The 25,769-nt window shown below is 36.1% G+C and carries 21 protein-coding genes; 13 read left to right on the top strand and 8 right to left on the bottom strand.

Annotated features, from left to right (window positions below; translation table 11 throughout):
* Window positions 1–682: 682 nt before the first annotated feature.
* Complete coding sequence (locus EHQ70_RS00735) at window positions 683–1,267, top strand: helix-turn-helix domain-containing protein (RefSeq protein ID WP_135583074.1); 585 nt, start codon at window positions 683–685, stop codon at window positions 1,265–1,267.
* Between the two features lie 52 nt (window positions 1,268–1,319).
* Here EHQ70_RS00735 and EHQ70_RS00740 read toward each other — a convergent pair whose 3' ends face one another.
* Window positions 1,320–1,766 carry a hypothetical protein gene (locus tag EHQ70_RS00740; protein WP_135583075.1) on the bottom strand — a complete coding sequence of 149 codons (447 nt, stop codon included), beginning with the start codon at window positions 1,764–1,766 and terminating at the stop codon, window positions 1,320–1,322.
* Between the two features lie 114 nt (window positions 1,767–1,880).
* Here EHQ70_RS00740 and EHQ70_RS00745 point away from each other — a divergent pair, with 114 nt between their 5' ends.
* Complete coding sequence (locus EHQ70_RS00745) at window positions 1,881–2,846, top strand: YheT family hydrolase (RefSeq protein ID WP_135583076.1); 966 nt, start codon at window positions 1,881–1,883, stop codon at window positions 2,844–2,846.
* Here EHQ70_RS00745 and mdoH read toward each other — a convergent pair.
* From mdoH to EHQ70_RS00760, 3 genes are read right to left on the bottom strand one after another with little or no spacing between them, the layout of a single operon-like run.
* Complete coding sequence (mdoH, locus tag EHQ70_RS00750; protein ID WP_135583077.1) at window positions 2,785–4,866, bottom strand: glucans biosynthesis glucosyltransferase MdoH; 2,082 nt, start codon at window positions 4,864–4,866, stop codon at window positions 2,785–2,787. The genes EHQ70_RS00745 and mdoH overlap by 62 nt on opposite strands.
* Window positions 4,863–5,291: a hypothetical protein gene (locus tag EHQ70_RS00755; RefSeq protein ID WP_341867400.1), complete on the bottom strand. Its 429-nt coding sequence runs from the start codon at window positions 5,289–5,291 to the stop codon at window positions 4,863–4,865. The genes mdoH and EHQ70_RS00755 overlap by 4 nt, the downstream gene beginning before the upstream one ends.
* Window positions 5,236–6,810 (bottom strand): OpgD/OpgG family glucan biosynthesis protein, encoded by a 1,575-nt coding sequence (locus EHQ70_RS00760; RefSeq protein WP_135583078.1) that lies wholly within the window; start codon window positions 6,808–6,810, stop codon window positions 5,236–5,238. The genes EHQ70_RS00755 and EHQ70_RS00760 overlap by 56 nt, the downstream gene beginning before the upstream one ends.
* Window positions 6,811–6,952: 142 nt before the next feature.
* Between EHQ70_RS00760 and EHQ70_RS00765 the strand changes: the two genes are divergently transcribed.
* From EHQ70_RS00765 to EHQ70_RS00780, 4 genes are read left to right on the top strand one after another with little or no spacing between them, the layout of a single operon-like run.
* The gene (locus EHQ70_RS00765) at window positions 6,953–8,431 is read left to right on the top strand and encodes a hypothetical protein (protein WP_135583115.1); all 1,479 of its coding nucleotides are present in this window, start codon (window positions 6,953–6,955) and stop codon (window positions 8,429–8,431) included.
* A complete protein-coding gene (locus tag EHQ70_RS00770; protein ID WP_135583079.1) occupies window positions 8,428–10,218 on the top strand; it encodes a hypothetical protein in 1,791 nt (596 codons plus the stop codon). Before EHQ70_RS00765 ends, EHQ70_RS00770 begins: the two co-directional genes overlap by 4 nt.
* A 12-nt stretch (window positions 10,219–10,230) precedes the next feature.
* The gene (gene dgcR, locus EHQ70_RS00775; RefSeq protein WP_135583080.1) at window positions 10,231–11,127 is read left to right on the top strand and encodes a diguanylate cyclase DgcR; all 897 of its coding nucleotides are present in this window, start codon (window positions 10,231–10,233) and stop codon (window positions 11,125–11,127) included.
* Window positions 11,128–11,136: 9 nt separating this feature from the next.
* A complete protein-coding gene (locus EHQ70_RS00780) occupies window positions 11,137–12,183 on the top strand; it encodes a serine/threonine protein kinase (protein WP_135583081.1) in 1,047 nt (348 codons plus the stop codon).
* Between the two features lie 5 nt (window positions 12,184–12,188).
* Here the strand turns inward: EHQ70_RS00780 and EHQ70_RS00785 are convergent, their stop codons facing one another.
* Together EHQ70_RS00785 and EHQ70_RS00790 are read right to left on the bottom strand one after the other, a co-directional pair.
* Window positions 12,189–12,977 (bottom strand): TrmH family RNA methyltransferase, encoded by a 789-nt coding sequence (locus EHQ70_RS00785; RefSeq protein ID WP_135583082.1) that lies wholly within the window; start codon window positions 12,975–12,977, stop codon window positions 12,189–12,191.
* A gap of 146 nt (window positions 12,978–13,123) precedes the next feature.
* Complete coding sequence (locus tag EHQ70_RS00790) at window positions 13,124–13,657, bottom strand: dihydrofolate reductase family protein (protein ID WP_135583083.1); 534 nt, start codon at window positions 13,655–13,657, stop codon at window positions 13,124–13,126.
* 59 nt (window positions 13,658–13,716) lie between these two features.
* Between EHQ70_RS00790 and EHQ70_RS00795 the strand changes: the two genes are divergently transcribed.
* On the top strand, window positions 13,717–14,253 hold the full coding sequence (locus EHQ70_RS00795) for a TetR/AcrR family transcriptional regulator (RefSeq protein WP_135583084.1): 537 nt from the start codon (window positions 13,717–13,719) through the stop codon (window positions 14,251–14,253).
* Between the two features lie 189 nt (window positions 14,254–14,442).
* Window positions 14,443–16,182, top strand: coding sequence for a PAS domain-containing sensor histidine kinase (locus EHQ70_RS00800; protein WP_135583116.1), 1,740 nt, complete (start codon window positions 14,443–14,445; stop codon window positions 16,180–16,182).
* Between the two features lie 60 nt (window positions 16,183–16,242).
* Here the strand turns inward: EHQ70_RS00800 and EHQ70_RS00805 are convergent, their stop codons facing one another.
* A complete protein-coding gene (locus tag EHQ70_RS00805) occupies window positions 16,243–16,476 on the bottom strand; it encodes a DUF167 domain-containing protein (RefSeq protein WP_135583085.1) in 234 nt (77 codons plus the stop codon).
* A 219-nt stretch (window positions 16,477–16,695) separates the two neighbouring features.
* Between EHQ70_RS00805 and amt the strand changes: the two genes are divergently transcribed.
* The 3 genes from amt (at window position 16,696) to EHQ70_RS00820 (ending at window position 20,710) form a co-directional block, all read left to right on the top strand.
* Window positions 16,696–18,786, top strand: coding sequence for an ammonium transporter (amt, locus tag EHQ70_RS00810; RefSeq protein ID WP_135583086.1), 2,091 nt, complete (start codon window positions 16,696–16,698; stop codon window positions 18,784–18,786).
* Between the two features lie 320 nt (window positions 18,787–19,106).
* On the top strand, window positions 19,107–19,388 hold the full coding sequence (locus EHQ70_RS00815; protein WP_244288184.1) for a helix-turn-helix domain-containing protein: 282 nt from the start codon (window positions 19,107–19,109) through the stop codon (window positions 19,386–19,388).
* Window positions 19,385–20,710, top strand: coding sequence for a type II toxin-antitoxin system HipA family toxin (locus EHQ70_RS00820; RefSeq protein ID WP_135583087.1), 1,326 nt, complete (start codon window positions 19,385–19,387; stop codon window positions 20,708–20,710). The genes EHQ70_RS00815 and EHQ70_RS00820 overlap by 4 nt, the downstream gene beginning before the upstream one ends.
* A gap of 232 nt (window positions 20,711–20,942) precedes the next feature.
* Here EHQ70_RS00820 and EHQ70_RS18700 read toward each other — a convergent pair whose 3' ends face one another.
* Window positions 20,943–21,071, bottom strand: a complete 129-nt coding sequence (locus tag EHQ70_RS18700; protein ID WP_279638494.1) for a hypothetical protein — start codon at window positions 21,069–21,071, stop codon at window positions 20,943–20,945.
* 338 nt (window positions 21,072–21,409) lie between these two features.
* On the opposite strand from EHQ70_RS18700, the gene EHQ70_RS00825 reads away from it, so the two are divergent.
* Together EHQ70_RS00825 and EHQ70_RS00830 are read left to right on the top strand one after the other, a co-directional pair.
* The gene (locus EHQ70_RS00825) at window positions 21,410–22,375 is read left to right on the top strand and encodes a hypothetical protein (RefSeq protein ID WP_135583088.1); all 966 of its coding nucleotides are present in this window, start codon (window positions 21,410–21,412) and stop codon (window positions 22,373–22,375) included.
* The gene (locus EHQ70_RS00830; RefSeq protein ID WP_135583089.1) at window positions 22,375–25,749 is read left to right on the top strand and encodes a hypothetical protein; all 3,375 of its coding nucleotides are present in this window, start codon (window positions 22,375–22,377) and stop codon (window positions 25,747–25,749) included. Before EHQ70_RS00825 ends, EHQ70_RS00830 begins: the two co-directional genes overlap by 1 nt.
* Window positions 25,750–25,769: the final 20 nt, after the last annotated feature.

A 25,769-nucleotide genomic window follows, 5' to 3' on the forward strand; every position in this document is an offset into this window, starting at 1 on the left:
AAAGTACGCCGGCGTACCTCTTGGAACAAATTGTTTGGTTATGTTCTAAGGAGTTTCTTGTTGTGAAAAGGCCAGCGCAAAGGATCGAAGCGGAAATCCTTTCGCGAGTGCGAAAGATTGGAGCGAAGAGCCTGGTCGTTTTAGGATTGGATTTTTTCTTAGGTTTTCTATTCGATGCGCCCAGGTTTTTATTTGTATAGGTTAGAAAAAATCCTTGTACTATTTTTTGTATGGTTAAAGATTGTTTCTAACCCCTTAACCGGGTGATGTAAACTCTCTGGATTGTGTGGAAGCAGTTCAGAGAGACTTTCCTCTCCTTTGTTTGAATTTCTTCGCGCTCCCCTACTTTCGTTCGAAACATCCTCTAGTTTTTTTCTGTATGCCTCATAATTTCTTTGATTGGGTCGCTTGGGATTATGTCTCATTAGGGCTTGACAAAAAATAGAATCTGATGTTTATAGAGTTTGGGTAGGGGAGGTGTCTCTATACCCAAAAGCGGTCTTCCACAATTTATTCCGCTTACATACATCACCTGGAATTCAAAAGAATTCCAACCAAGGGACGTTCGAAGGAACTTCCCGAGTTTATAAATAACGGCGCCGAAGGTTTGTTCTCGGTGTAGTTAAAAATCCAAGAGAGAAGATCTTGGAGACCGGAGGTTTTTGTTGGACCAAGGGGATTTATGAATGAATTAAAAAGAACAGGGGTTTGGGTTGCTCAATGGATGGATGATTTGGGTCTGAGTCCAAACCAAACAAAGTTATATGCAGAGATTGTGTCCTTGGATGCCAAGGGTGGGTGTTTTGCTTCGAATGAATATTTGGGTATGGTGTTACGATTAAAACGGGATACTGTTTCTAGGCTTGTGTCACAACTAAAGAAAAAAGGATTGTTGAAACAAACTGGGTTTGATGGAAGGAAACGATTTTTGAAACCGCTGGTTCCAGAATTAAGTTCTGAGGTTGGGTTGGATGTAGATCCTAAGCGTAGTTTATCGACTGTTGTAAAAAACCAAAACTACCTGGGACTTTCATCCAAGTCTGGATCGTCTAGGAATACGAAGCCTTCTTATAAATACCAAGTACATACTAATATACAAAAAGACCGAATCTTTGATGGAAAAGATGATTGGATGGAATTTTTAGAATGGAGTGAAAAACAACTCTCCCTCTCGACTAGGGCTCTACTGACAAAATTGAAAGGTCCAGAGTTCTTGAGTGGATTACAACTATCCTATTGGGAGCGGTTTAAGTCGCACCCAAGGTAAGATTTTTGGATCAAGAGGATGGGATGTTCCTTTTTTTGATTGGAGCTTTGGGTCACTTAATCTGAGTTAGGTCTTGGCGAAATTGTTTTCTTCCTCCCGGATATTCAAGGGAATAGATACATTGGCAAGTTTCCCAAGCTGGGCTTGTAAAAAAATAGCTACCCTCTTCGGACTGGCAGGCTTCTTGTTTGGGTTTGATTTTGTGGGTTGCGATGAGTCTGCCTAAATCCTTGGTCTCCACTTCGTCGAGTTGGATAGATTCTTGTTCTAATAAAATGGCGGTGAGTTTTGGGGATGTAGAAAGGATGTTTGTTGCATTGACACAAGTTGTTCGTCTCATCGCCAAACTACCAGACTCAATGGCTTGTTCGCTTGCTTTTGCGGAAACAGCGGCAAAAAATACTTCCGTTCCGTTCGTTGTTTTCCATTCGGATTTCCAAGGCATATAACTTTGGCAGGTGATTAGGGTGAAGAGAACAGAAAAAATTGAATACTTCATATTCGAATTCTGACTGAAAACAAAACTTTGTCAATGGAAACCTATCTCTCTTTTGCCGAGCCAGGATAATTTATTGAAACTATTCCCGATTGAATCAAAATTGGGTGGAATACTATGAGTCTTTTTAAACCAATCCCTCTCCTCTCGGGTGCCATGGTTCAATCTTTTATGGCCTCCTTTAAATCAAAATCGGACAAACGGTATGGTCGTTCGATTGCTGGTGAATGGAAATCTGTAAAAGCAAAAGACGGTACAACTTTACTTGCAAGATTACATGACGTGGCGAACTCCAAAGGCCTTGTGGTTTTGGTTCATGGATGGGAAGGGAGTATTCATTCTAGTTATATTGTTCGAACTGCTAGGTATTTTTTACAAAAAGGGTTTTCTGTTTATCGATTGAATTTGCGAGATCACGGGGATACTCATCATCTGAATGAAGGGATCTTTAACGGCAGTTTACTTTTGGAAACGTATGAAGCAGTTAGAGAACTTGTGAAAATTTCTGGTTCCAAAGGGCCAGTGTATTTGGCTGGATTTTCTTTAGGTGGAAATTTTGTTTTGCGAATGGCAGGGATGCATTCACTTTCAAAAGTTGCAGACCAAATCCCAGGATTAAAACATTGTTTTGCATTTAGTCCTGCACTTGATCCTAAAAGAGCAACAATCAAGATGGATGAACATCCTTTTTTAAGAAAGTATTTTTTGAACTCATGGAAAACATCCTTAACTAAAAAAGCAAATTTATTCCCACATTTATATTCCTTTCACGATTTGGATGATTATCACTCGGTCATGCACTTAACAGAAAAAATGGTAAAAGAGTTTTCTCATTTTTCTTCTGTAGATGAATATTTTGATTCTTATACTTTGAACGACTTGTTTTTTAAGTCAGTTCGGATTCCAACAACCATCCTTACCTCCATGGATGACCCAGTGATCCCATGGAAGGAATTTGTAGAGATCCCCACATCTTCCTATTTAGAAGTGGTGATTGAGTCGAGGGGAGGGCACTGCGGATTTATTGAAGATTTGAATCGTTCTTCCTATTATTGGAAATTGATGGAAAAAAAGATGGGTTGATTTCTTCCCAAATTGATTTCCAATATTCTGCCCAATCTTCTTTTTTTGAAGTCCAGAACTGTACATAGAATGAATCGAGTAGTTCCCGATTGGATAGTATCTTTAGGAGGGACTTTTTTTCTAGAGCTTCTGGGCCTTTGTTTAGTAAAGTTTTTAGATCATCTTTTGCGGATGTTGGAAGATTGGATTGGTATAGTTTGTTTCCTTGGAGTAGTTTGTGTTTGTTGTGGAATATGGGATGGACTAAGGCAAAAAAGAATTCACGACCTTCGAGGTAACTGTTCTTATGTGATGAAAGTTTTCCCTCTAAGTTTTGGATTAGATTTGTATTTGGTTTCCAAAAGGAAGAGTTTAGAATGCCGTTTAATGTTTTTTGTTCTTTGCCAGTGAAGACCACAAGTGGAATTGCTAAAATCCAACCAATCCAGATTGGCATTGTCAAAACAAACAACATGGTTGAATACGCATAGCTGATATAAGCACAGGCAAAACCTAAAATGGTTACGCCAAAGAAAGAAGAAAGAATATAGGTGAAATTATATCCTGAATCGGCGTCTCTGTTTTGAGGTCCCCAAGTGATTCTTTTATTGAAAAGGATAGAAAATACAAATATACTATGATAGATCATATAAATAGGAGCTATCAGGATTGAGAATACGGTTTCTAAAAGAAAAGCAGGGAATTTTTTTAGAATTTGGATGAGAGGGAGGCTTAAAAAACTAAGTAATCTCGGTAAAAATAATAAAATTAAAGATAAGTATAATAATTTGAGATATAGTGGATCATAAATCTCGGATTTGAAAAATTCATATTCTTCTGGTAACATCGAATAGTTTAGATATTTGCTGTCTTCTAAGTAGTTCCATAAACTTAAAAATATATAACACATCCAAATTGGTGAATTGAGGTAAGATAGGATTCCATTCAGGATGTGGATTCTATTGATGAATGGAATTTTTTTTCCGAATAAAAACCAAAAATGTTGAAGATTTCCTTGGCACCATCTTTGATCTCTTTTTAAAACATCAATAATGTTAGGTGGGTTTTCTTCATAACTTCCATCTAATTCATAAGCACATAAAACTTCATAACCAGCTTTCCGCATTAGAGCCGCTTCCACTGTGTCGTGGCTTAAAATTTTTCCACCAAGGCCACCATATTCTGGCAGGTGGGGAAGAGCACAATGTTCCATAAAAGGTTTTACCCTAAGGATTGCATTGTGTCCCCAATATCCTGAAGAATTGATTTGCCAAAAACTTGCGCCTTTCAAAAAAAATGGGCTAAAAAGGTAGGAGGAAAATTCAGTCAGTTTTTGGAATAGGGTAGTGGATTTAAAAATTCTAGTACTGGATTGGATGATACCTGCTTGAGGATTGTTTTCCATGTTTGCAATTAGTTGGAAGATGAGCTCACCCGACACCAAACTGTCCGCATCAAGAATGAGCATATATTTATACTTTTTTCCCCATCTTCTACAGAAATCCGCGATATTGCCACTTTTCCCGTTGAGGTTACTTTTTCTCCTTCGATAGTGAAAGTTATGATAGTTGTTAGTTGATTCACATAACTCTATATAGGCGGCTTCTTCTTTGATCCATTTTTCGGGAGTCCTTGTATCACTCAGAATAAAAAAATCAAGTTTCGGGAGTTTGTGAATTTTATCGGCTGATTCAGAGATGACTTTGATTCGAGAGAAAATGGATATTTCATTTTCTTCGTAAACTGGCATTACAACGGCAACTGGAATGGATGCAAGTGATTGTAAATTCAGTTCGTTTTCTGGAATTCGTTTTGTTTTGAGAAGTGGGTCACCTTTTTTTGTTAAGGAAAGTAAAAATCCGAATAGGGAAGTTGTAGCTCCGTAAGCCAACATTGGCAAAAGAAAAATTAACGTTATGAACTGGTAGTATTCTGTGATTTCGATTCCTTGAAAGGATATGATCTCAATGAATAAACTAAATCCCCAAACGACAGGAATGATAAATGTGATAAAAAATAGACTGCGGTGGATTTGGATCATAATAACCTAAATATAATGATGTAGTAGAGAAGACTCCAGAGAAAGATAGAAGCAATGATGAATAATGGTTTTAAGGATCCTACGATAGACTGTTTCGTTTTTTGGGTGTCTCGTTTCCAATCTGCGGATTGTGGGATCATGGATCCGAATTGCCAGGAACGATCGGGAAGTGGTAAAGAGTTGGTAACTTTTAAATGATTGGATTCTAGATGTGTTTGCCAAAGTTTCCAATCTTCTGCAAAAGAAAAACGGAGGTTGGTAGATGTAAAAAACCTACTTAGGATATCAGCAATGGTATGTTCGTTATGAATTCCACTTAAGATCAAGTAGGAACGTAACCTTTCGCTAAACTCTTTTAGATATTCAGTGTTATTTGGATAGTCCATCGCGATAGATCCAAGTTTCAGTAATTCGTTGGTTTTCATTTTCTAAGAAAACAGTCCAATTTGATTCTTCATCAGAACTAGGATACCAGATTTGTAAACGCCATTGGTCTAGTTCTGATATTTTTTCGATTTTGTATCGGATTCCTTCAGCTGGAATTTGGTCATTTTTGATAACTGCTTTGAGTATTGTTTTTTGATCCAAAGATTTTAGGTAGTCGCCTGTAAAATACAAGGTAAACATTTTTTCTTTAGGAAAAACAGGATCAACACCTCTATAAAATGCTGAGGCCTTTCCTAAAGTGTGTTGTTTGGGTGACCTTTCTGTATAATGAAGTGTATATAAAAATTCGTAACCTTCGTTTAGATTGGGTGGGATCGCAGGTTCCCAAAACGTTGTGATATTGTCATCAGAATCTAAATTGGTTGTGAATTCTAAAAGGTATAAATTTCCCTTTCCCCAATCTCCTTTTGGTTCTACCCAAACACTAGGTCTTAAATGGTATTTGAGTTTTTCGTCTTGGTAACTTTTAAATTTACGGTCTCTTTGGATTAGCCCATAACCCAATGGTGAATCAAGTTGAATTCTTGTTAGTTGAGTTTTTTTAGGATTGATGAGCGGTCTCCATTCCCAATCGCCTGATTTGTTTTGGATGAGTAGTCCATCAGAGTCATGTACTTCTGGATGGATATTTCCTAAAATTGGATTGTCCGATTCTCCATACAAGTACATGGAGGTGATGGGAGCAAAACCAAGTCGTTTGATTTTTTTACGTAAGTATATTTTCGCGCGCACATCTACAGTGGTAATTTCACCTGGTTTCACAATGAACTCATAAGAACCGACAACAGATTCCCCGTTCATGATTGCATAAATGGTAAGGGAAGTATCAGTTTTTTGCGGGCGTTTGATATAGAAACTTTCAAAGATCGGAAATTCTTCTTTGTCTTTCGGTCCTGTGTTGATCGCAAGTCCTCTTCCAGATAATCCATAAACTTGATCTTTGGATATGGCTCTAAAATAAGAAGCTCCTTGAAAAACTAAAAACTCTTCTAATGCCTCTTTTTGGTTGATCGGGTAATGAACTCGGAATCCTGTATAACGAAGTTTTTTGGATAATTCGGCAAAGTCATCAGAGAGTGGTAAATCTCCAAAATGGAAACGGGAAGCATCATAAGGAATTTCTACTGGTTTTTCGCCGATGACTTCGTAAATTTGAATTCCATTACTATAGATATGACCTGGATGAAAAAAATGCAATTGGTAGGGGAGAGCTAGATTTTTCCAAATGGCAACATCTGGTTTGTATTCAATTTGCCTATAGTCATCAAAACTAATTCCGTCGAGTCCGGGGATTTTGAATTCAGGGGTTGGTGAAAATTTAGACTTTAATTTTTGTTTTGCGATTGAATCGACAGTATGAAAATCAAAAGTTTCTGTCGAGGTAGAGATAGCCATAAGGCTGGCCACTCTAGTTAAGGTCAGATCATTTTTTCGAATGATGATTACGACACACAATACCAAGGCAATGAGTGCAAGATATATGTTCAGTTTCTTCATAGATGTAATGATAAATCAGCAATCTTTGTGGTCACCTAAATAAACCAGTGTGGTGTTTTTGTCTCACTAAACATGGATTAAGCAGGGAACTCTAGTTTTTCTATTGCATATTTTACTCTCTCCTATATTATTCCCTCATCTTATGAAACTTGTTTCGGTAAAATTTTTCTTTCTGGTAATTGTCGCCTTATTTCTGCAATGTTCTAGTTCTCAGGAGACGGATAAGGTCCTTGGTGAATCCGTGTTCAAAACCGACAAACCCCAATCTTTTAAAAAAATTGCTCCTTTGACGGCAAACTCTCTTGGATCTAGAAAGAATCTTTGGGAACATGGTTGGGCGGTCATTCCATCCGGTAAAAAAAGTATCGATCAAGCATATGAAAATGGCGGCATTAGTTTTGGTGTTGCGAAAGCAATGGTACTCGTTCATATGAAAAAACGAAGTACGGACTATCCTGGAAAGTTAGGTGATACAATGGGAGCCGTGGTTTCTTGGACTCGTAGTGGAATCAAAGATTCTTCGGCGAGGACAGAAGATATTTATGATGCTGGTTGGCAACTGAGCCAATCACAATGGAAGGTTTCTCGGGAAAGTTTCAGCGAAGCCGGATCGCGGTTTGTACAAGGTTATATCTATTTGGTTCCGAGGATCGAATCGGATACAAAACTGATGAAATCTACGTTGGGCGAAATCGCTGCTGATTATGACAAAAATAATTCCAAGTTAAACGAAATGTTTGATAAAACGATAAAACAAAATTCTAAAAATATCGTTTCTGTTTGGAGTGATTCGTTCGCAAAAGCTTCTGATGAATTTACAAAAAATTATGAAGAGTCTGGGGATCGCGGAAATTCGATTCTCGCCCTAGTTGATATTTTCCAAGGGTATTCTATTGCATTAAAAGAAGTGATGGTGGCACCGATTGCCAAAACGAGCACTAACGCTGGTGAAATTCTTGTCGTCAATGGAGTGTACGTCCCACTCTCTAAAACTATGAATTTTTCGGCGACGGCTTTGATTTCTACAGGAGCAGTTTTTTTCTATTCGACTAAGTATGGTTATCGGGTGATTTCTCCGACCTTAGAAGCAGGATTATTTAGTTCTATGGGAATTCTTTCTGCTGCCTCAACAGTTCCCACTTACACTACAGGAACGACATTAGCCGCATTCAATCAAGTTACTTCGGTTGCCGCGACTACTGCGGGTGGAACCATTGGGGTTGCTGGTGGTACGGCTTACAATACAGGTGCTTACGCTACGGGAATGGTTTATGATTTGTCAAAGGGAACTGGAGAAGCTAGTGTTTATTTGATGAGCTCTGGTTTGGTTTTAGGTTATGCGGCAATGACTGTTCTTCCTTCTCAGATGGTTTTAACTGTTGTGGATGGTCCTATATTCATTACTTATGATGGTCCACGCGTTGTGATTGCTATGGTGAAAGGTAATTTTGCAGGATTAGATGATGTGCCTACAGGTGCAGTCATTAATTTGGAAGAAGCAAAAAAGGCAGGAAAAGTAAAAATCCTAACTGATGATCCAAAGATTATAAAAAAAGTATTGGATGCGGAGATCGCAGAACAATCGAAACGTGCAAATACAAAGGCCTCTGAAAAAAAATGAAATCAAACATGTATAATAATATTTTAATTTCGTTAATCCTTTCTGTTTTTTTTCTCTATTGTTCTGGTTCTGATAAGAAGAATGAAGATCCACTTAAAAATACCAAAAAATTGGCAATAGAAGGACATACTTCTTTATATTACCAAGGTGCGTTTCCTGTAAAAGGTACGAGCATAAAGTTTATCCCTCCATTTGAAGAGTCTCCTGTATCTTTTATGGGGCAAAGATTTGGATTTGCGAAAGAAGAGTTTGCAAAATCTTATTTGAAAGCAACTGAATCTGTTGTCGTCGTCAAAGATGGAACTAAAATGAGTTGGTCAGCCGCTGGAAAATTAAATGCGGAAGGAGATGCAGTAGTTCAATACCTAAATGAAAATGCCACGAGACCTGGATTATATATAATGTATACTATGACAGCAGAGGCGAAAGGGATTGTTGGATCCTCTTGGCAAAAAGGTAAGGAAACACATAAAACGGTTATTGCAGATTCAATTGCCATTCGTAAAGAGTGGGAGGAATGGGTGAATATACAACTTAACCAAAAAGAAGCCGTAGATAATTCTCCATCTGCTAAAAAAAGATTCAATCAATATGGAAAAGAATACCAAAAGGTATTTGAATCAACAGTACTCGGGTACGTGGATTTGGATGAGGCATTAAAGTCTTCCTATAATGAATCTTATGAAGATATCAAATCTGGCGATTGGGATCGCAGGAAAGCAAAAATTAAAGAATTTGGATCATCCGTTTCAGATGAAATTTTTGGAAACTGGAAGGAAACTATTTTTACTTATGGTGAAGATAGTTCAAAAGAATGGGGACAGGCAAAAGCGGAGTTAAACTCAATTGCAGAAGAAGGACCTGCCGTCCCTTTGCTTAAGATGCTTTCGAGAACCGCAAAATCTGTGTTTTATGATGGTCTTATCAAACCAATCGGAAAGATCACTTTGTATTCGGTAGGATATGTCACTTGGAATGGAATCATTTATCCGTCAGCAGTGATTTCGAATTATGCAGGCACAGGATTGTATTGTATGGTGGAGACTTTTGCTTTGGCGGGAAAAGGCGTTGTTTACATTACTGCTCCAAGTGTTGAACTCGCATTAGGTGCTTTGTTGAATAGTACAGAAGTTGTTTTGAATGAATCTGTTCAGTCTATGGAAAAAGGTGCAAAAGTTTCTTCGGCTGTCGCCCGAAAAACATCTGCATATTCGGTTAAATCTGCGGCAGTTGTCACTGAATCTTCCGGAAAATATATTTTGGCGCCTATGACCTTAGTTGGTGTCACAGCTGGGCAGGCAGTTTATGGCGGCGGTTTGGCGGTGACTGGAGCTATGGCAGGTGGGACCATTGTCGGAACATCAGCAACTGCCCAAGCCGTGACATATACTTCTTCCAAAGTTGCTGCCGGTGCTGTGGGAGTCACCGGAACGGTTGCTTCTGTGGGAACAGGGGGTGCTTACGGGGTTTACCAAATAACAAAAGCAGTCGGTATCCCTAGCGGGATTGTTGTTGGGTCAGGGATTGTTTTGAGTTATGAGTTTATGGCACATATGTCAGCTCATTCGATACTTGCCGTTGCCGATTGTACATATTTAGTGTTATCCCTTGAAGGCGGTAAGTGGGTTGTTTATGGTGTGAAAGATGGATCGAAAAAAGCATCCCGACTACTGACAGGTGCGGTAGTAGACCTAGATCAAATCCGCAAAGAAGGTGGAACCGTAGTAAAAGTTCCTTTGGAAGAAGGCGAAGTTGAAAAAATACTAGGTAAAAAAAAGAAAAAATAAAATCATTGGACTATGGAGAAAGAAGGTAAAAAAATCCTTATCATAGAAGACTCTGAACTTCAGAGAAAACTTCTCAATCGTTGGATTACCAATCATGGGTATATCCCATTGGAAGCTGTGAATCTTTCCGAAGCAAGGGAGATCATCATCAAAGATCAAGTTGATGTGGTTCTCTTGGATTGGGAATTACCAGACGGATCTGGAATCGAACTTATATCGGAAATTTTTTCTTCTTCGTCGGTAGGCTGGCTTCCCGTCATTATGGTGACCGGTCATACGGAACCTGAAAATCTTAAACATGCTATTGAAGCAGGTGCTACTGACTACATTACAAAACCTGCCAAAGAAATTGAGCTTTTGGCAAGAATCTTTAGTGCATTACGAATGAAATCTTTGCATGACCAGTTGCGAGAAACTGCTATTCGCGATGTGATGACAGGATTATATAATAGACGTTATATGGAAGATCGAATCGATCAAGAATTCCAAAGGTGTAAAAGGCATAAAAACAATCTCTCTTTGGCAATGATCGATATTGATTTCTTTAAAAAAATCAATGATACTTATGGTCATGAAACGGGTGATATCGTTTTAAAAAGAATTGCTGCAGAATTAAAATCATCTCTGCGCAAATCAGATATTATTTCCCGATTCGGTGGTGAAGAGTTTGTGATTGTTTTTCCTGAAACATCACTTGTTGATGCGGCTCGTGTCCTTGATAAAATTAGAGAGATGGTTTCAGGATTGGAATTAAATTCTGAGTCTGGACAAACATTTAAGATTTCATTTAGTGGTGGAGTTGCTGGTGGCGATGTGAATCAAATTGAAACCCCCATCGAACTTCTTCGAACAGCAGATAAACTTTTATATGAAGCCAAATCTTCTGGTCGAAATCGGATTATAAGCTAAATTATCAATTTGGATATCAATCATTCTTTTTATCAACTAACACCTGACTCAATTCTCAATGCAATTGAGTCTTTGGGTTATGAACCTACTGGACGATTTTATCCATTAAATAGTGTCGAAAACCGTGTTTACGATATTGAAACTTCAAATTTCGGAAGAATCGTTGTTAAATTTTATCGACCAGGCAAATGGAGTTATTCTGAAGTTTTGGAAGAACATCAATTTTTATCTGAACTATCTTCAGAAGAAATACCGGTTCTCACTCCTATTACAATTCAAGGAAAAACATTGTTTGAATGGTCTGGAATATATTTTGCCATTTGGCCCCTTCGAAACGGTAGGATTGTTGAAGAAATAGCCGGTGGTGATTTGGAAAGAGTAGGGGCTCTATTAGGACGAATCCATTCTATTGGGAAACGAACTAATTCTAAAAATAGACCTGTGTTAGATATCCCTTCCTATGGTTTAAAATCTTTAAACTTCATTTTAGATAAAAAACTAATACCAAATAATAATTTAGCAGAGAGATATAAATCTACCGCACTTAGATCTTTCGAAATTTTTGAATCACTTGTAAAAGAATATCAAATTCCTTTTCAGCGAATTCACGGTGATTGTCACAAAGGCAATTTACTCATTTCCCAAGAAGGATTTAGTATTTTGGATTTTGATGATTTCCAAACGGGCCCGATTGTTCAGGATTTTTGGATGTTACTGCCATTAGGTGAAAAAGATAGGCAAAATGATTTGTTCCAATTTTTACAAGGTTATACAATGTTTGCAGACTTTGATGAAAATTGGTTACAATTAGTAGAACCACTTCGTATTGTCAGGTATGTTCATTATGCTGCTTGGATTGCTAAACGTTGGGAAGATCCATCTTTTCCATCTTTGTTTCCTCATTTCGGTTCAGAAGAATATTGGTTAAAAGAAACTTTGGATTTGGAATCCGCTAAAAGAGATTTAGAGGAACAATCATTCGAAGGTATGTCTAATCCAAATGATTCGGAGCCAGAAATGACAAACAAAGATTTTTTTTGGGATTGGGAAAACTGAAATCATTATCCAATTATATGTGATAAGGCTACGGCAAGTGCATGGGAAACGTTTAAAGAATCGATATTGTTTTTCATAGGTATGTAAACTAATTCGTTGGATAAGTTCAGAATTGTTTCTTCTATTCCATCCGCTTCATTTCCCACTACTAATACAAATTTGTTTTGTTTTCCAATCTCATAAATGGATTTTGTTTTAGATAACAAATCCTCTCTATCTTTTGGAAGAGATAGGGACAAAATTGTATGTCCAGATTTTTGTAAGTTATTTATAGTTTCAGCTAAATTAAAAATTTTTACTAATTGAATTTGGAAAAGTGATCCCATGGACACTCTTACACTTCTACGTAAATAAGGAGACGCTGATTTCGAATCAAATAGGATTGATTGAATTCCAAAAGCCGCTGCCGTACGAAGTATTGATCCGATATTTTCGCTATCAACTATGGAGTTTACGAGTAACATCGGTGATTTACATTCAGATTGGGAACTCCACTTTTGAGTTCCCAATGCCATAAATCCTTGGTGAACAGAAAAACCAATGGTTTTTTCAAAAACAGTTTTTTCCGCAACAAAACATTTGTTAATGTCATCTAACTTGGATTCGATTAAACTTCTATGTTTTTCCCAGTATCGTGGCATACAAAATACTGATTCCACGGGGAGACTTGAATTCAGCAAACGAACAGCTGTTTTTTCATGGTCCGCAATGAAGGTATCTGTTGGGTCTTCTTTTGCTTTGAGGAGATGATAGGCGGAAAGTCTTGGGTCAAGAGGGGATTGGATGATCTGCATTATGTCACATTGCCCCTAAAGAGCCCCCGCCCTGAATAGGGTGGTGGAGGCGGGCTTGTGGGTTTGTCTGGATTTCTCTAACACAAATTTTACATTCCTGCAACCATAGATTCTCTTTGCTAAAAATTTCTTCTAATAAGTTCATATTAACTAATTTGGTAAGTAGATTGGACAAAGCCATTCAGAAATGACTGTGTCTGAATGTGTTTTAATTTTGTTTCTTTCGTTAAGTTCCCGTATAGTGGGAGTCCCGATCCTAACAAAATGGGAATTTGGGTTATTGTAAGTTCATTTAACAATGATTCGTTGATAAACGATTGTATCAATTGCCCACCATCTACATAGGCAACTTTTATTTGTTGGGTTTCTAGTTTAGAGTTTAATTCGCACAAATTCCCATGAAATATTTCAATTTGATAATCAGATTCGAATTTGTAACTAGAATTACGAGTTAAAACATAAACGGGAATGGAGACAAAGGGATAGGTTTCAAAGCTTAAAACTGTCTCGAAAGTAGTTCGTCCCATAATGATACAATCGATTCCTGCCATAAAAGACGAATAACCAAAATCATTCTTCTCCAATGTGTATTCTTGGGAAGTTAGCCAGTCAATGGAGCCGTCTGCTCTCGCGATAAATCCGTCTAGACTACTTGCAATAAATGCTTTATATTTTGTCATGGTATAATATACTCTACGCCGTAGGGGAATTAATTCTACACTGTAGAAACGATAAATTAATGAAACAAAAAATTATCCAAACAGCTCTGAAAATTTGCGAAAAAGATGGGTATGAATCCTTTAGTATGCGAAAGTTAGCTACAAAGTTGAATTTGGATCCCATGGCAATTTATCATTATTTTGAAAATAAAGAAGCCTTAACGAAGGCTATGGTAGAACAAATTTTTAATCGCCTACAAAAACAAATTTTAACAAAAAATAAAAATCCCAGGTTAACTATTAAAAGAATCTTAGTGGATTACTGGTGTTTATTTCTTGATTATCCAGGTATGTCTCTGTATCTAATCAAAAATTCTTATGAAGAATTTCCATCGGTTGTTTCTTTCAATAAGATACTTCAGGATTTATTTAACATTTTATATCCAGGAATAAATTCTGAAAAAATACTACACATCGTTATTGATTTTATACATGGTAATGCACTTGCTTTTTCTATGATTCCGAAAGATAGATCGAGAGCCCTTAAGCCGCTTCCAAATCAGAAAGAATTTGAATCCTCTTTGTTATATCTTTTGGATCAATTCCTTCCATTTTAACCACCTAAGCCAAGTTTTGAGGAGTTTACTTGGAGGTGGGGGTTAGCAAATTTCCCGAGGTTTTTGTCATTTGTAGTTGATTAAATTACGCAGGAAAAAACTATTCATTTGAAATCTTAGATTTCTAAACCACCCATGAACATTGATCCTCGCACAGTCGTTTTCATCAATATAATCGGATGTTTATTGATGTCGGGGGGGCTCTGGTTTGCTGCACGAGGGTATTTCCAAAGACTTCGTTTTGTAAAAGATTGGTCTATAGCAACGCTGATTCAGGCTTTAGGTTGGATCGTGATGGGAGCATTACGAGGAATTATCCCTGATTGGGTTTCTGTGAGTCTTGGCAACACCTTGATATTGTTATCATTGGTATATTCTAACAATATAATACTTGTTATGTTCGATAAAAAACCAATGTGGCGATTTGGATCATTTTCAGTGATTGCTGTTTTTATTCTTTTAGTTGCGCACCAATTTTCTGATTTTGCACCTAAGTATAGAATTTCAGTAATTTCTTTTGCTTCCTCTTTACAGTTAATATTATCTTCGAGAACAATATTCGCAGCCAATCGGAATGCTAGACTATCAAGTCGTTTCGCAGCTTTTTTCTTTTTGGCAGGCGGAATATTTCTATTTTTACGTTTTATATATTATACTGTTGCTGATGTTTCTGTTTCGCAAATTGCATTTGGGAAGGGTCCAATTCAGGACATAACCTATCTATTTTTTTATGTAACTTCTGTCATGATGACATTTGGTTTTTTGATGATGTGCATTGATATTTTCATTAAAGGCCAAGAAGAAAGCGAACAAAAATACAGATTACTTGCTGAAAATACAACTGATGTAATTTGGGTATTGAATTTTGATGAACAAAAATATCTTTATGTAAGTCCATCAGTGATAAACATTACGGGTTTCACGTCGGAAGAAGTGATTACACATTCTTTACAAGATTCTCTTACTCCAAGTTCTTTAGAATATATAAAAAATGTATTACCGAAACGAATTCAAGAATTCAAAAACACAGGAGATAGATTACCTTTTAGTGATGAAATTGAGCAGTATTGTAAAAACGGATCTACTAAATGGATTGAAGCAAATACTGTATTTCAATGGAATCCGAATGGAACTATTAATATTTTAGGAGTATCAAGGGATATAGATACTAGAAAAAAAGCTGAAATTGAAAAAGATAAATTTTATTCGCAATTACAATTGTTAAATCTTACAAAAGACAAATTCTTTTCTATCATAGCTCATGATTTAAAGGGTCCAATCGGCGGAATGAATACATTCGCTGGTATGATATTGGAGGATTTGGATACCAGGCCTTTAAAACGTACAAAGAACGATCTCAGCATACTATTTCAATCATCCGGGGAAGTCTATGTATTACTAGAAAACTTACTTACTTGGGCGCGTTCTCAAACGGGTGAAATTTCTTTTTTTCCTGAAGATGTTTCTTTATATCGATCTATAGAGTCGTCTATAGCTTCTGTTTCTTTTTCTATCCAAAATAAGTCAATTATAGTAAAAAATTCTGTAGATCCTCTTGTTATGGTATATGCAGATGAAAAGATGTTAGAGACTATTTTTAGAAATTTAATTTCAAATGCTGTTAAATACTCTCACCCAGGTAGCGAAATTAGAATCTCTGCTGAACCAATCATCGATGATATAGAAATCTCTGTTGAAGATTTTGGAACTGGAATGACAGAAGAAATCAAAAACTATTTGTTTCGTATCGATGCAAAACAAAAGAGTATGCCTGGGACACTTGGTGAAAGAGGTACTGCACTTGGGTTGATTTTATGTAAAGAGTTTATCGAAAAACATGGAGGAAGTATCCATGTTGAAAGTAATTTAGGTAAAGGTTCTCGTTTCCATTTTACGTTACCCAAAGAATCAAGTGTCTTGATTCGGTGATTCCTGTTTCATTTGCAAAAATCAATTTAACAAATTTTAAAGTAAAGGCCATCATTCAGTTTAATCATGATCTCGAGAAGTTACTAAAACTACTTTAGTTCTAGAACTAAATCCAGACAAAATTTCTATATTTCCTTTGGGAACTTTGAAATATTTGGCAAGTTGCGTTATCAATTCTTCGTTGGCTTTCCCGTCGACAGGTGGGGATTTTAATCGAACAATACAATCAGTTTCTGTCAGAAACTCAATACCCGGTTTTTTGTTATTTGGTTTTACCTTTATTGTTAATTTCATAAGAACATATGACGGCGCAGGAACAAAGCCTAAGCAGGTTGCTCATATTGTAAACAATTTCCGATTGGTTTGATTTTCAATTTTCTATTTAAAATGACTGTTAGGTGAAATAATATGGAATTCGACTTGCTGGATGAATGCAGGTTTAGATCATCTCATTGAATCAATAGAGATGTTTAGGTAGATTCATCTAAATAAATCTAGATTTAGAGGGTAGGGATGTCGATTCAAAAAAGTCTTTTAGATATTTTATGGGTACTTGTTTGCTCTGGGCTTGTCCTGATGATGCAGGGCGGGTTTTTAGTATTAGAGTCTGGATTAACACGCGCTAAAAATTCAATCAATGTAGCCATTAAAAACATAGCAGACTTTGGAGTTGCTACTTTATTATTTTATTTGTTTGGGTTTGGAATCATGTTTGGTTCTTCCTTCTATGGATTATTGGGAATGGATTTATTTTTACCAAGTTTCCCTAAAGACAATGCTTGGCCTCCAACCTTCTTTTTATTCCAACTTATGTTTTGTGGAACTTCCTCTACCATTGTATCTGGTGCAGTCGCAGAACGATTAAAATTTCCATCTTATCTTTTGGCGACAGCACTGATCTCCGGTATCATCTATCCTATTGTTGGACATTGGGTTTGGGGAGGATCATTTATCAAATCTTCTAGTGGATGGTTAGAACAATTAGGATTCCATGATTTTGCTGGATCAACACAAGTACATAGTGTTGGAGGTTGGGTCTCCTTGGCTTTACTTCTGGTTGTAGGCCCAAGATTGGGTAGATTTAAAGACGGTGAACCATCAAAAGCCGTTACGGGCAGCAATTTACCTTTGGCAATGTTAGGTGGAATTATACTTTGGTTCGGATGGATGGGGTTTAATGGCGGAAGTACATTGGCATTTAATGGCTCTGTTCCAATAGTTATTTTAAACACAATCATTGCCTCGGGATTTTCAATGTTGGTTGCTCTTTTTTTAACATGGATAGTTAAAGGTTACCCAGAGGCAATTTCTCCATTAAACGGATCTTTGGCGGGTCTTGTTGCTATCACTGCCAGTGCGGATTGTGTCAACCCAGAACAAGCTGCTATGATTGGTATGATTGCAGGTGCACTTACCATCCCTGCAGAAAAGTTACTCCTAAGGTGGAAAATTGATGATGCAGTTGGTGCTGTGCCTGTTCATTTAGTCGGAGGACTTTGGGGAACACTGGCTGTTGGTATTTTTGGAGATATTGAATCGTTAGGAGCTACTAATGGGAGATGGGATATTATCCTAATTCAGATTTTAGGTTCATTCGTTGTTGGTTTGTTTGCATTTGGAGTTTCCTATATTATTTTCAAAGGCATTAATAGGGTTTATCGTTTGCGAGTGGATGAAATGGAAGAAAGAATGGGTTTGAATATCTCTGAACACAAAGCCACAACAGAACTCATCGATTTATTTTTATCCATGGATTATCAACACAAAACAGGTGATTTGACTTTAGATGTTCCTGTAGAACCTTTTACAGAGGTAGGACAAATTGCCGAAAGGTACAATTTGGTTTTAGGCAAAGTACGTACGACTCTAAAAGAAAATGAAGACACTAGAGTTGAAATTGCAAATGCATATGAGAAAGTGAGAAATGAACAAGAAAGAGCCGAAAAACTTCTGTTAAATGTTTTGCCAAAAGCTATCGCTGAAGAACTAAAAGAAAAACAAGGTTTAATAGCAAATAGTTACCCCGAAGTTTCTGTGATATTTGCTGATATTGTTGGCTTCACTCAAATTTCATCCGGTATGAAACCCGAGGCAGTGGTCCGTATTTTAAATGAGATATTCTCCTATTTTGATGTTTTAGCTGAAAAGTATAAATTAGAAAAAATCAAAACCATCGGTGATGCATATATGGCTGTGGCTGGACTACCGATCCCGGATCAATTCCATTCTCTATTAGCTGCACATATGGCTTGGGATATGAAGGCCTTACTTTCGAGACTTCGTTTAGGAAAAAGTGGAAACAAACTCAGTATGCGTATTGGAATCAACACTGGCCCTGTGGTTGCTGGTGTGATAGGAACTAAAAAATTTATTTATGATATCTGGGGAGATGCTGTTAACTTAGCATCACGAATGGAGTCTCAAGGGCTTCCAAATGAAATCCAAATTACAGAATCAACTGCAAAATTGATTCAATCTGATTTTGAATTGGAAGAAAGAGGGGAAATAGAAATTAAAGGGAAGGGGCTCATTAGAACTTTTCTCATCAAACAAAGAATACGTGAACCAGAAGATAGTTTGCCATCCTTTCAATTTGCAACATAGAAAAAATTGAAATAAACTCAAGTTTACAATTGATCAAAGATAAATTTTTCTCCAATGGTCATGGAGAGCTCGCGCGCTATCCATGACACGAATTTTAAGATAGTAAATAGTCATATATGAACAATTATATTGTTTTATTGTCTTAAATCTTTATATATGACTATTTACTATATATACATTTAACAGGCATATATGACAAATTATGGCTTGAAAATATCATAACCTATCATATATTACTATTTAGAATGAATTGGACTGATAAAAATTTATATCAAATTCTAGAAATCATGGGAAGGTCTCTGAAAGGAAGACGTGTCCAGATGGAACTTTCTCAAGAAGAACTTTCCATAAGGAGTGGAGTTTCACCGTCTTCTATCGCTCGCTTAGAAACGGGAAAAGGGAATATATCCTTACTCAACTTACTTTCTCTTTTAAAAGAATTGGATTTATTAAACGAATTTCAACTCATCTTTAGAGATCCAAATCAATCCTTAGCTTTAGTTGCAAAATCAAAAACAAAAAAACCTAGAGAAAGAGTAAGGAAACAGAAAATAGAATCACCTAACAAAGATAAAGAATGGATTTGGGGAAAATCAAAATGAATGATCCTGTAACCTTAGCCAAGGTTTATCTTTGGGATAGTCTTGTTGGTTATGTTTCTTGGAATGAAGAAGGTAGATTTGCATCCTTTGAATATGAAAACCAATTTTTAAATGCACCCGTTGAACCATCTCCCATTCTAATGCCAAAAAGTCGCACACTCTATTCATTCAGGAACCTCAATTTAGATACATACAAAGGTCTCCCCGGGATGCTTGCCGATTCTTTACCAGATAAATTTGGGAATGCTTTAATCGATGTTTGGCTTTCTGCTATGGGAAGGAATTTACAATCATTTAATCCAGTGGAAAGGTTGTGTTATATAGGGGAACGGGGAATGGGAGCATTGGAATTTAAACCTGCAACCTATAGACTTAGAACTAAAAATGTTCCTATTGAAGTTGCTGAAATGGTAAAGTTGGCTTCTGAGATATTAAATCATCGAAAAAAATATTCATCTAAACTCGATATAAAAAATCAAAAGAAACTAAAAGAAAACCTAACGAGTCTACTTACCATTGGTTCATCGGCTGGTGGAGCGAGAGCAAAATGTATTATTGCGTATAACGAAAAAACAGGAGAAGTGCGTTCAGGCCAAGTAAATACTACAGAGGAATTCTCTTATTGGATACTAAAGTTAGATGGAATTCAAAATAACAAAGACAAAGAATTAAATGATCCCAAAGGGTTTGGTAATATTGAATACGCTTATTATCGTATGGCTTTAGATTGTGGGATTCAAATGATGGAATCTAGATTATTAACTGAAAATAATCGACATCATTTTATGACTAAGCGATTTGATCGAACAATAGGTGGTGAAAAACTACATATGCAATCTCTTTGTGCAATCGCGCATTATGACTTTAATATGGCAGGTGCATATAGTTACGAACAGGCAATAGAAGTGATTCGTAAAATAATTTCAGAAAATACTAGGGTAGCCCTAGAACAACAATTCAGAAGGGCTGTATTTAATGTTATTTCTCGTAATCAAGATGATCATACCAAAAATATTGCATTTCTGATGGGGAAAGACGGAAAGTGGAGGTTATCTCCTGCATTTGATATGACCTATAGTTACAATCCTAATGGGCAATGGACAAACCGTCACCAAATGAGCATTAATGGTAAACGAGAAAAGTTTCTAATTGATGATTTGATCCAACTTGGGAAAAAAGCTGATTTAAAAAATCTCCAAATTCATAGCATTATTGAACAGACAAAGAGTATCGTTTCCGAATGGAAAAAATATGCTACAGAAGCCAATGTGGCTCCGACTCTACAAAAAGAAATTAAAAAGAATTTGAATATATCGATTTAGCGTGTTCCTTAAATCGAAACCTAACAAATTACTAAAAATAGCGTTCTTCCATTTTAAACTTACATTACTTCGGAATCACTAAAAAGAAAATGATTCCATTGCTAGTTAAAAAAAGTAATTCGCATTGGTAGCTTCCGAGAATGTATATTATGTCGCATAACAGACAATAGTCGATTGAGTGTGCTCGTACATCCTTTACAGTTTTGTTTCTATACATACTTTACAAAAAGGATCATAGAAATCCTGATTCAGACGGTAATGAGGATGGCATTGGGTTTTTAAAATGCAACAATTTCCATGTATCTACATTGATCACTTCAAAACTAAGTTCACGAAGTAAACCTTCAACAGAACGATTCAATTTCTCTTTCGAGTCTATTTTGTTTTCTATTAGAAATAATGAAAATCTTATTCATAATAACTCTAGATGGGTCATTATGATTACCAAACTAGCACATTAACAACTATATTCGATTTCTTTCCCAGAAAAAATATCTTAATTTTAAAAAATTGTCTTATAGAATTCTTTGAGACTTTATATATTCCAAATATTTAATATTCGAAATATGGATTTCGATACGAAATACAATCACTTGTAGTGGTATTCACGGTATTTGGTTTCAAAAACACCTAAATAAAAAATAAATTGCCTAAACGAGCATAGTTTTCAATTTGCATTTAAAGTTTTTAAAAAACAACATGAAAGAGATAAACATTAATATCACAAAAGGCGTAAACAGAGATTCCATTATCACTGGATTCGAAAGAATATTATTTGAACGAGATGTTCAAGGGAATATTTGGATCGGTTCTTGGAACCAAAGTCCTATCCTATACAAGAATGACGGAATAGAAATCACTCGGTATGAATTTCCGGTTGGAATTTATCTAGCAAGCGACAACCCCTTTCATTCCAATCCTGATAGTGTTACATTTGGATCTTCAAATTCTGTTATCTATTACAATGAAGATAAGTTTTTTAATTTACCTTCGCCAAAATTACAAAATTCAGCACCGTATCAAATTTTAAATATTGGCTTATATACTTACGTAATCTTTGCAAATACAAGTGGAAGAAAACAAATCCATCGATGGGATGGGGCCAATTGGGATCTTTTAAATTGTAAATTAGAGTTTAAAAATTTAAGAAATCTAAATCAAGTAAGTAATAAGAGAATTTTAGTCACTGAAAACAATATAGAAACAGCTTACATTTTAAATTTAGAAGGAAATTTAATTTCAGAATTTTCCACCAGTGGTGCTCCGATGAATGTAAAAGTAAATTCCAATATGATCTTTTTATATTCCGATTCTAAGTTAGAAGTAAGAAACAAAGATGGTGAATTGAAACATACATTGGATTTATATGATGACACAATGAAATCCTATTTTGGATCCTATCTGGAATTTCAGGATATCTCCATTGAAGATGAATCCAATCTTACTTTGCTCCTAAAAGAACGGAATAAAACTCCATCAAAAAAACATTTACTAAATTTCAATTTAGATACTTTGACCCTAACACCTCACTATTTATACGATAGATTATCTGCAGATATGAATGTGATCGGTTTTGAAAAAGATAATTCTGATAACTTTTGGCTTAAACTTTCCGGCAAACATTATTCGGAATCATTTTTTATTTTAAACAGAGAATTGGCGTAATGAAACAAAACACAAAACTAAAACTTCAAAAAACAGATTTTTATTTTGGGAATTTAAAAGAAATCATCATAGATAGAATGTTGGTGTTCCAATCGTTAAAAGATACATTTTCAAAGATATCTGAAAAAAATAAAAACAAGTTCAATCAAAAATATTTAAAAGATTTTGAATCTATGTTTGGTTTTAAACCTGGAAAAGAAATTTTAGAATGGGAAAATTTAAAAAAAGCATACAGATCCATTATGTACGAAGTTTCAGATGTTTGGAATATGATTGATCACCACTCTGCCGAAGAAGACGAAATGGAGGAAGATGAAGACGGTGGTTTTGATTATAGTATTTCCTCTACAGAAAGGTTAGTCAAAATTCAAGACCCAGACGAGATTCTAAGTTGGTTAGTAGGAACTTATAGTGGGTTGATGTTTTTTTTCAATGGCTCTTATACTTTTGCATCTGACGGAGGGGGTGATACTTGTTGGCTTAACTTATTACCAAATGAGAATGAATCAGTTGAAGTGAATCGTTATAACCATGAAATCGGAGAACTGGAAAGTCTACCTTATTTCTCAATCAGTCATTTCATTGCGGACAACTGGACAAATGATACTAATGAAAGTTATGATGATGAGGATGAAGAAGAATTTGAAGAAGAAAATCCAGATAAAAAAGAAAAAGAACCCATCTTAGTTTCTGAAATTAAAGAAAGTTTGATTAAGGCATTTGAAAAAGAAGCCACAAAATTTTACGAAAACAAACCTATATACAACAATTCATTAGATATGTTTGAAAGATCGGCTTGGTTATTAGGGCATACTTATGGAGAACCAGCTTACGCATTTACCGAAAAATTAGCAGATGCTCCCTCATATACAATTTGGGAAGAAGAAAAAGTAGAAATCAAAAACTATCCAAACTTAGCCGCGTATTGGATTCTCCATCATTTCTATCTTAAAAATGAAGAAGCATGTAGAGAAACAATCAAACTCGCTAGCAAATGCAAAGGCAAGGTGATTCCATTACTTAGTAAACATTTACTTAGTTACCTGGATGGTCAGTCCAAAACTTTATTCAATCTTTCATCAGAGAAGGTAGAAAAAATTCGGACTCAAACTTTTAGTAATGCTGATCCCAAACAAATAGAGCCAAAGAATGCACAGTTATATAATGATAGTTTAGGTTTTTCAAATCTAAAAACGATCTCCAAAAAAGAATTAGAAACTCGACTAAAATCAGATTCAGATCTTTTTCAATTAATAGAAGAATACCCTGATGATGTATTAACACACGATACCATTCTCAAAGAGATATCCAAAAAAGATCCAAATCTGAAAAAACTCATTGAAGATTATTTTAGAGAGCGTACGGATAGTGCTTATAATACTTGGCCATACAATCCCGAAAAGTTAGACAAACGACTTTCTGTTGTGATCAACGCAGCCTTTCGACAAGGTTTAAAGTATGATGCAGATAACAAAAAAGCCTTCTGTGGAATTACAAAAACCATCGGAATGTTGAACGATGACGGTGCTATGATTTCTCTAAGAGAAGCAGTTCATAAACTCAAACAAGATGATCCGAGGATGGAGTATGTTGTAGAAGCTTTGATTCAAAGCGACCACAAGGAATCCAGATCCATTTTAGCAGATGCAGCTTGGCGGGCTTTTGAAACTTTAGACAACGTAAAAGAAATCAATCAAAAGGTTCAAAAAGAAGGCCCTACCTTAAATAACATGTTCACAGTGTACACTCACTTGAACGAGGCTTTACAAGAGAGAATTTTGACTTTAGATGAAGTTTCAGTTGAATTAATTCAAAAACTTTTTACCTACCGTGATCATTTTAAATACTTCGGAATGAGTGTCGGAAATGCCTTCGCTGTATGTGCTCATTTAGGCTTAAACGAACACATTGGAATCATTGCAGAATATTTAAGAAAGAGTTTTCAAATCAAAGGGAGAGATCGAGGCTCCTATCTAGAATTACGTCTAATCATTAATATTTCCGAAGCGGCGATTGCTTGGGCAAAAATGGAGCCTGAAAAAGCAAAACAAGAACTCTCTAAATTTTTTAACGAAGTTGATGAGTTAAATGATCCTGGAGTCTCCATCGATTTAAAAGCTTGTTATCTCGCTGGTTTACTCTTTCTTGAATCAGATAACGAAGAGTATACGAAATTTGCGGAACGAATTTTAGGGAACAAAGGAGATCAGGTTCGAGTTTATGGAATCATTCGATGTATCAAAAAACGAAAATTATATAAATTCAAAGAGTATCTTTGGTATCATATCTATGCAGATCCGGATCCTATGGTTGATTATTCGTGGAGCTATGTTGAAGTAGAAGCAAGGAGTGCTTGGGAAACATTAACTGGAGCAGAAGCTCCCGAATTTGATGGATCCGATAAATATGCTTCATCACTTGCAAAAAACAAATCAATGTTACCTCTGGCAATCCTCCATCCGGAAAAATATAGCATCCAACATGTGTTCGAAAAAATTAGAGAAACAAAGTACAAACATGATGATGTTGTTCGTTACGGTGGACCTTGGCTTGTTGAATCCTTACGATATTCCTTGGATGAATATAAATATTCAGGTTCTTACGATAGATGGGAGGCAATCAAAGCCCTTTTCTTTCAAGGACGAAGCGTGTTTCCGCATTTTATAGAAATTTTAAAATTACCTTATGCAGCACCATCTTGGAAGGCTTATCTGTTACAGTTTATGCGAGTTATGGAACCAGAATCCATGAAATGGAATCAAGTTTTAAAGATGAATTCAACTGAAATCAAAACACAACTGGAAAACCCAAGTCCAGATTGGTATGTATGGACTGATTTACTTGCTGCAAAACTTTTTTTGTTAGATGGGGAATCATCTTTTGAAACCATTTCACAAGTGATTGTGAATCGTTTGGATATGACTAATCATGAGTCTTATGATTCCAGTATCTATGAAGAAAGTTTAGGGCTTCGTTTGCCCCTCCTTTGGAGATGGTATGGGAAACAAGGAGATGATAGAATCCAAAAACATTGGAAAGAAACAAAATCTAGTTCAGAAACACGTACGATGCTTGATATGGCAGCCAGACGTAAGTTAGAAAATCAAATACCAACAATGCCAAAAATAGAAGAACCAGGTATTTTACTCACCTTTTATCCAGAACAAAGAGAATATGGTTGGCATACATGGATTCACATGACTCCCAATGTCGTTCGGTTTGGAACCAACGAATTTCATTTGCACTCTGTTTTAGCAGATTCCAAAACAGAATCGAGTATCGCAGATGCCAAGGAACATCTAGAAATGATTTGGAAGATGGCATTTACTTTAGGGTATACAGTTTCTAAGAAAAAACCCAAAGGGAAAAAATAACTTCCCGATGGACCATACCT

The sequence above is a fragment of the Leptospira congkakensis genome (assembly GCF_004770265.1).
GTDB lineage: Bacteria > Spirochaetota > Leptospiria > Leptospirales > Leptospiraceae > Leptospira_A > Leptospira_A congkakensis.

Coding starts and splice junctions, on each gene's coding strand:
- EHQ70_RS00745 (WP_135583076.1), top strand. CDS start 1,881: ATGAGTCTTTTTAAACCAATCCCTCTCCTCTCGGGTGCCATGGTTCAA.
- EHQ70_RS00830 (WP_135583089.1), top strand. CDS start 22,375: ATGAAACAAAACACAAAACTAAAACTTCAAAAAACAGATTTTTATTTT.
- EHQ70_RS00825 (WP_135583088.1), top strand. CDS start 21,410: ATGAAAGAGATAAACATTAATATCACAAAAGGCGTAAACAGAGATTCC.
- EHQ70_RS00785 (WP_135583082.1), bottom strand. CDS start 12,977: ATGCAGATCATCCAATCCCCTCTTGACCCAAGACTTTCCGCCTATCAT.
- EHQ70_RS00795 (WP_135583084.1), top strand. CDS start 13,717: ATGAAACAAAAAATTATCCAAACAGCTCTGAAAATTTGCGAAAAAGAT.
- EHQ70_RS00760 (WP_135583078.1), bottom strand. CDS start 6,810: ATGAAGAAACTGAACATATATCTTGCACTCATTGCCTTGGTATTGTGT.
- mdoH (WP_135583077.1), bottom strand. CDS start 4,866: ATGATCCAAATCCACCGCAGTCTATTTTTTATCACATTTATCATTCCT.
- EHQ70_RS00765 (WP_135583115.1), top strand. CDS start 6,953: ATGAAACTTGTTTCGGTAAAATTTTTCTTTCTGGTAATTGTCGCCTTA.
- dgcR (WP_135583080.1), top strand. CDS start 10,231: ATGGAGAAAGAAGGTAAAAAAATCCTTATCATAGAAGACTCTGAACTT.
- EHQ70_RS00735 (WP_135583074.1), top strand. CDS start 683: ATGAATGAATTAAAAAGAACAGGGGTTTGGGTTGCTCAATGGATGGAT.
- EHQ70_RS00820 (WP_135583087.1), top strand. CDS start 19,385: ATGAATGATCCTGTAACCTTAGCCAAGGTTTATCTTTGGGATAGTCTT.
- EHQ70_RS00755 (WP_341867400.1), bottom strand. CDS start 5,291: ATGAAAACCAACGAATTACTGAAACTTGGATCTATCGCGATGGACTAT.
- EHQ70_RS00790 (WP_135583083.1), bottom strand. CDS start 13,657: ATGACAAAATATAAAGCATTTATTGCAAGTAGTCTAGACGGATTTATC.
- EHQ70_RS00770 (WP_135583079.1), top strand. CDS start 8,428: ATGAAATCAAACATGTATAATAATATTTTAATTTCGTTAATCCTTTCT.
- EHQ70_RS00805 (WP_135583085.1), bottom strand. CDS start 16,476: ATGAAATTAACAATAAAGGTAAAACCAAATAACAAAAAACCGGGTATT.
- EHQ70_RS00740 (WP_135583075.1), bottom strand. CDS start 1,766: ATGAAGTATTCAATTTTTTCTGTTCTCTTCACCCTAATCACCTGCCAA.
- amt (WP_135583086.1), top strand. CDS start 16,696: ATGTCGATTCAAAAAAGTCTTTTAGATATTTTATGGGTACTTGTTTGC.
- EHQ70_RS00815 (WP_244288184.1), top strand. CDS start 19,107: ATGGAACTTTCTCAAGAAGAACTTTCCATAAGGAGTGGAGTTTCACCG.
- EHQ70_RS00800 (WP_135583116.1), top strand. CDS start 14,443: ATGTCGGGGGGGCTCTGGTTTGCTGCACGAGGGTATTTCCAAAGACTT.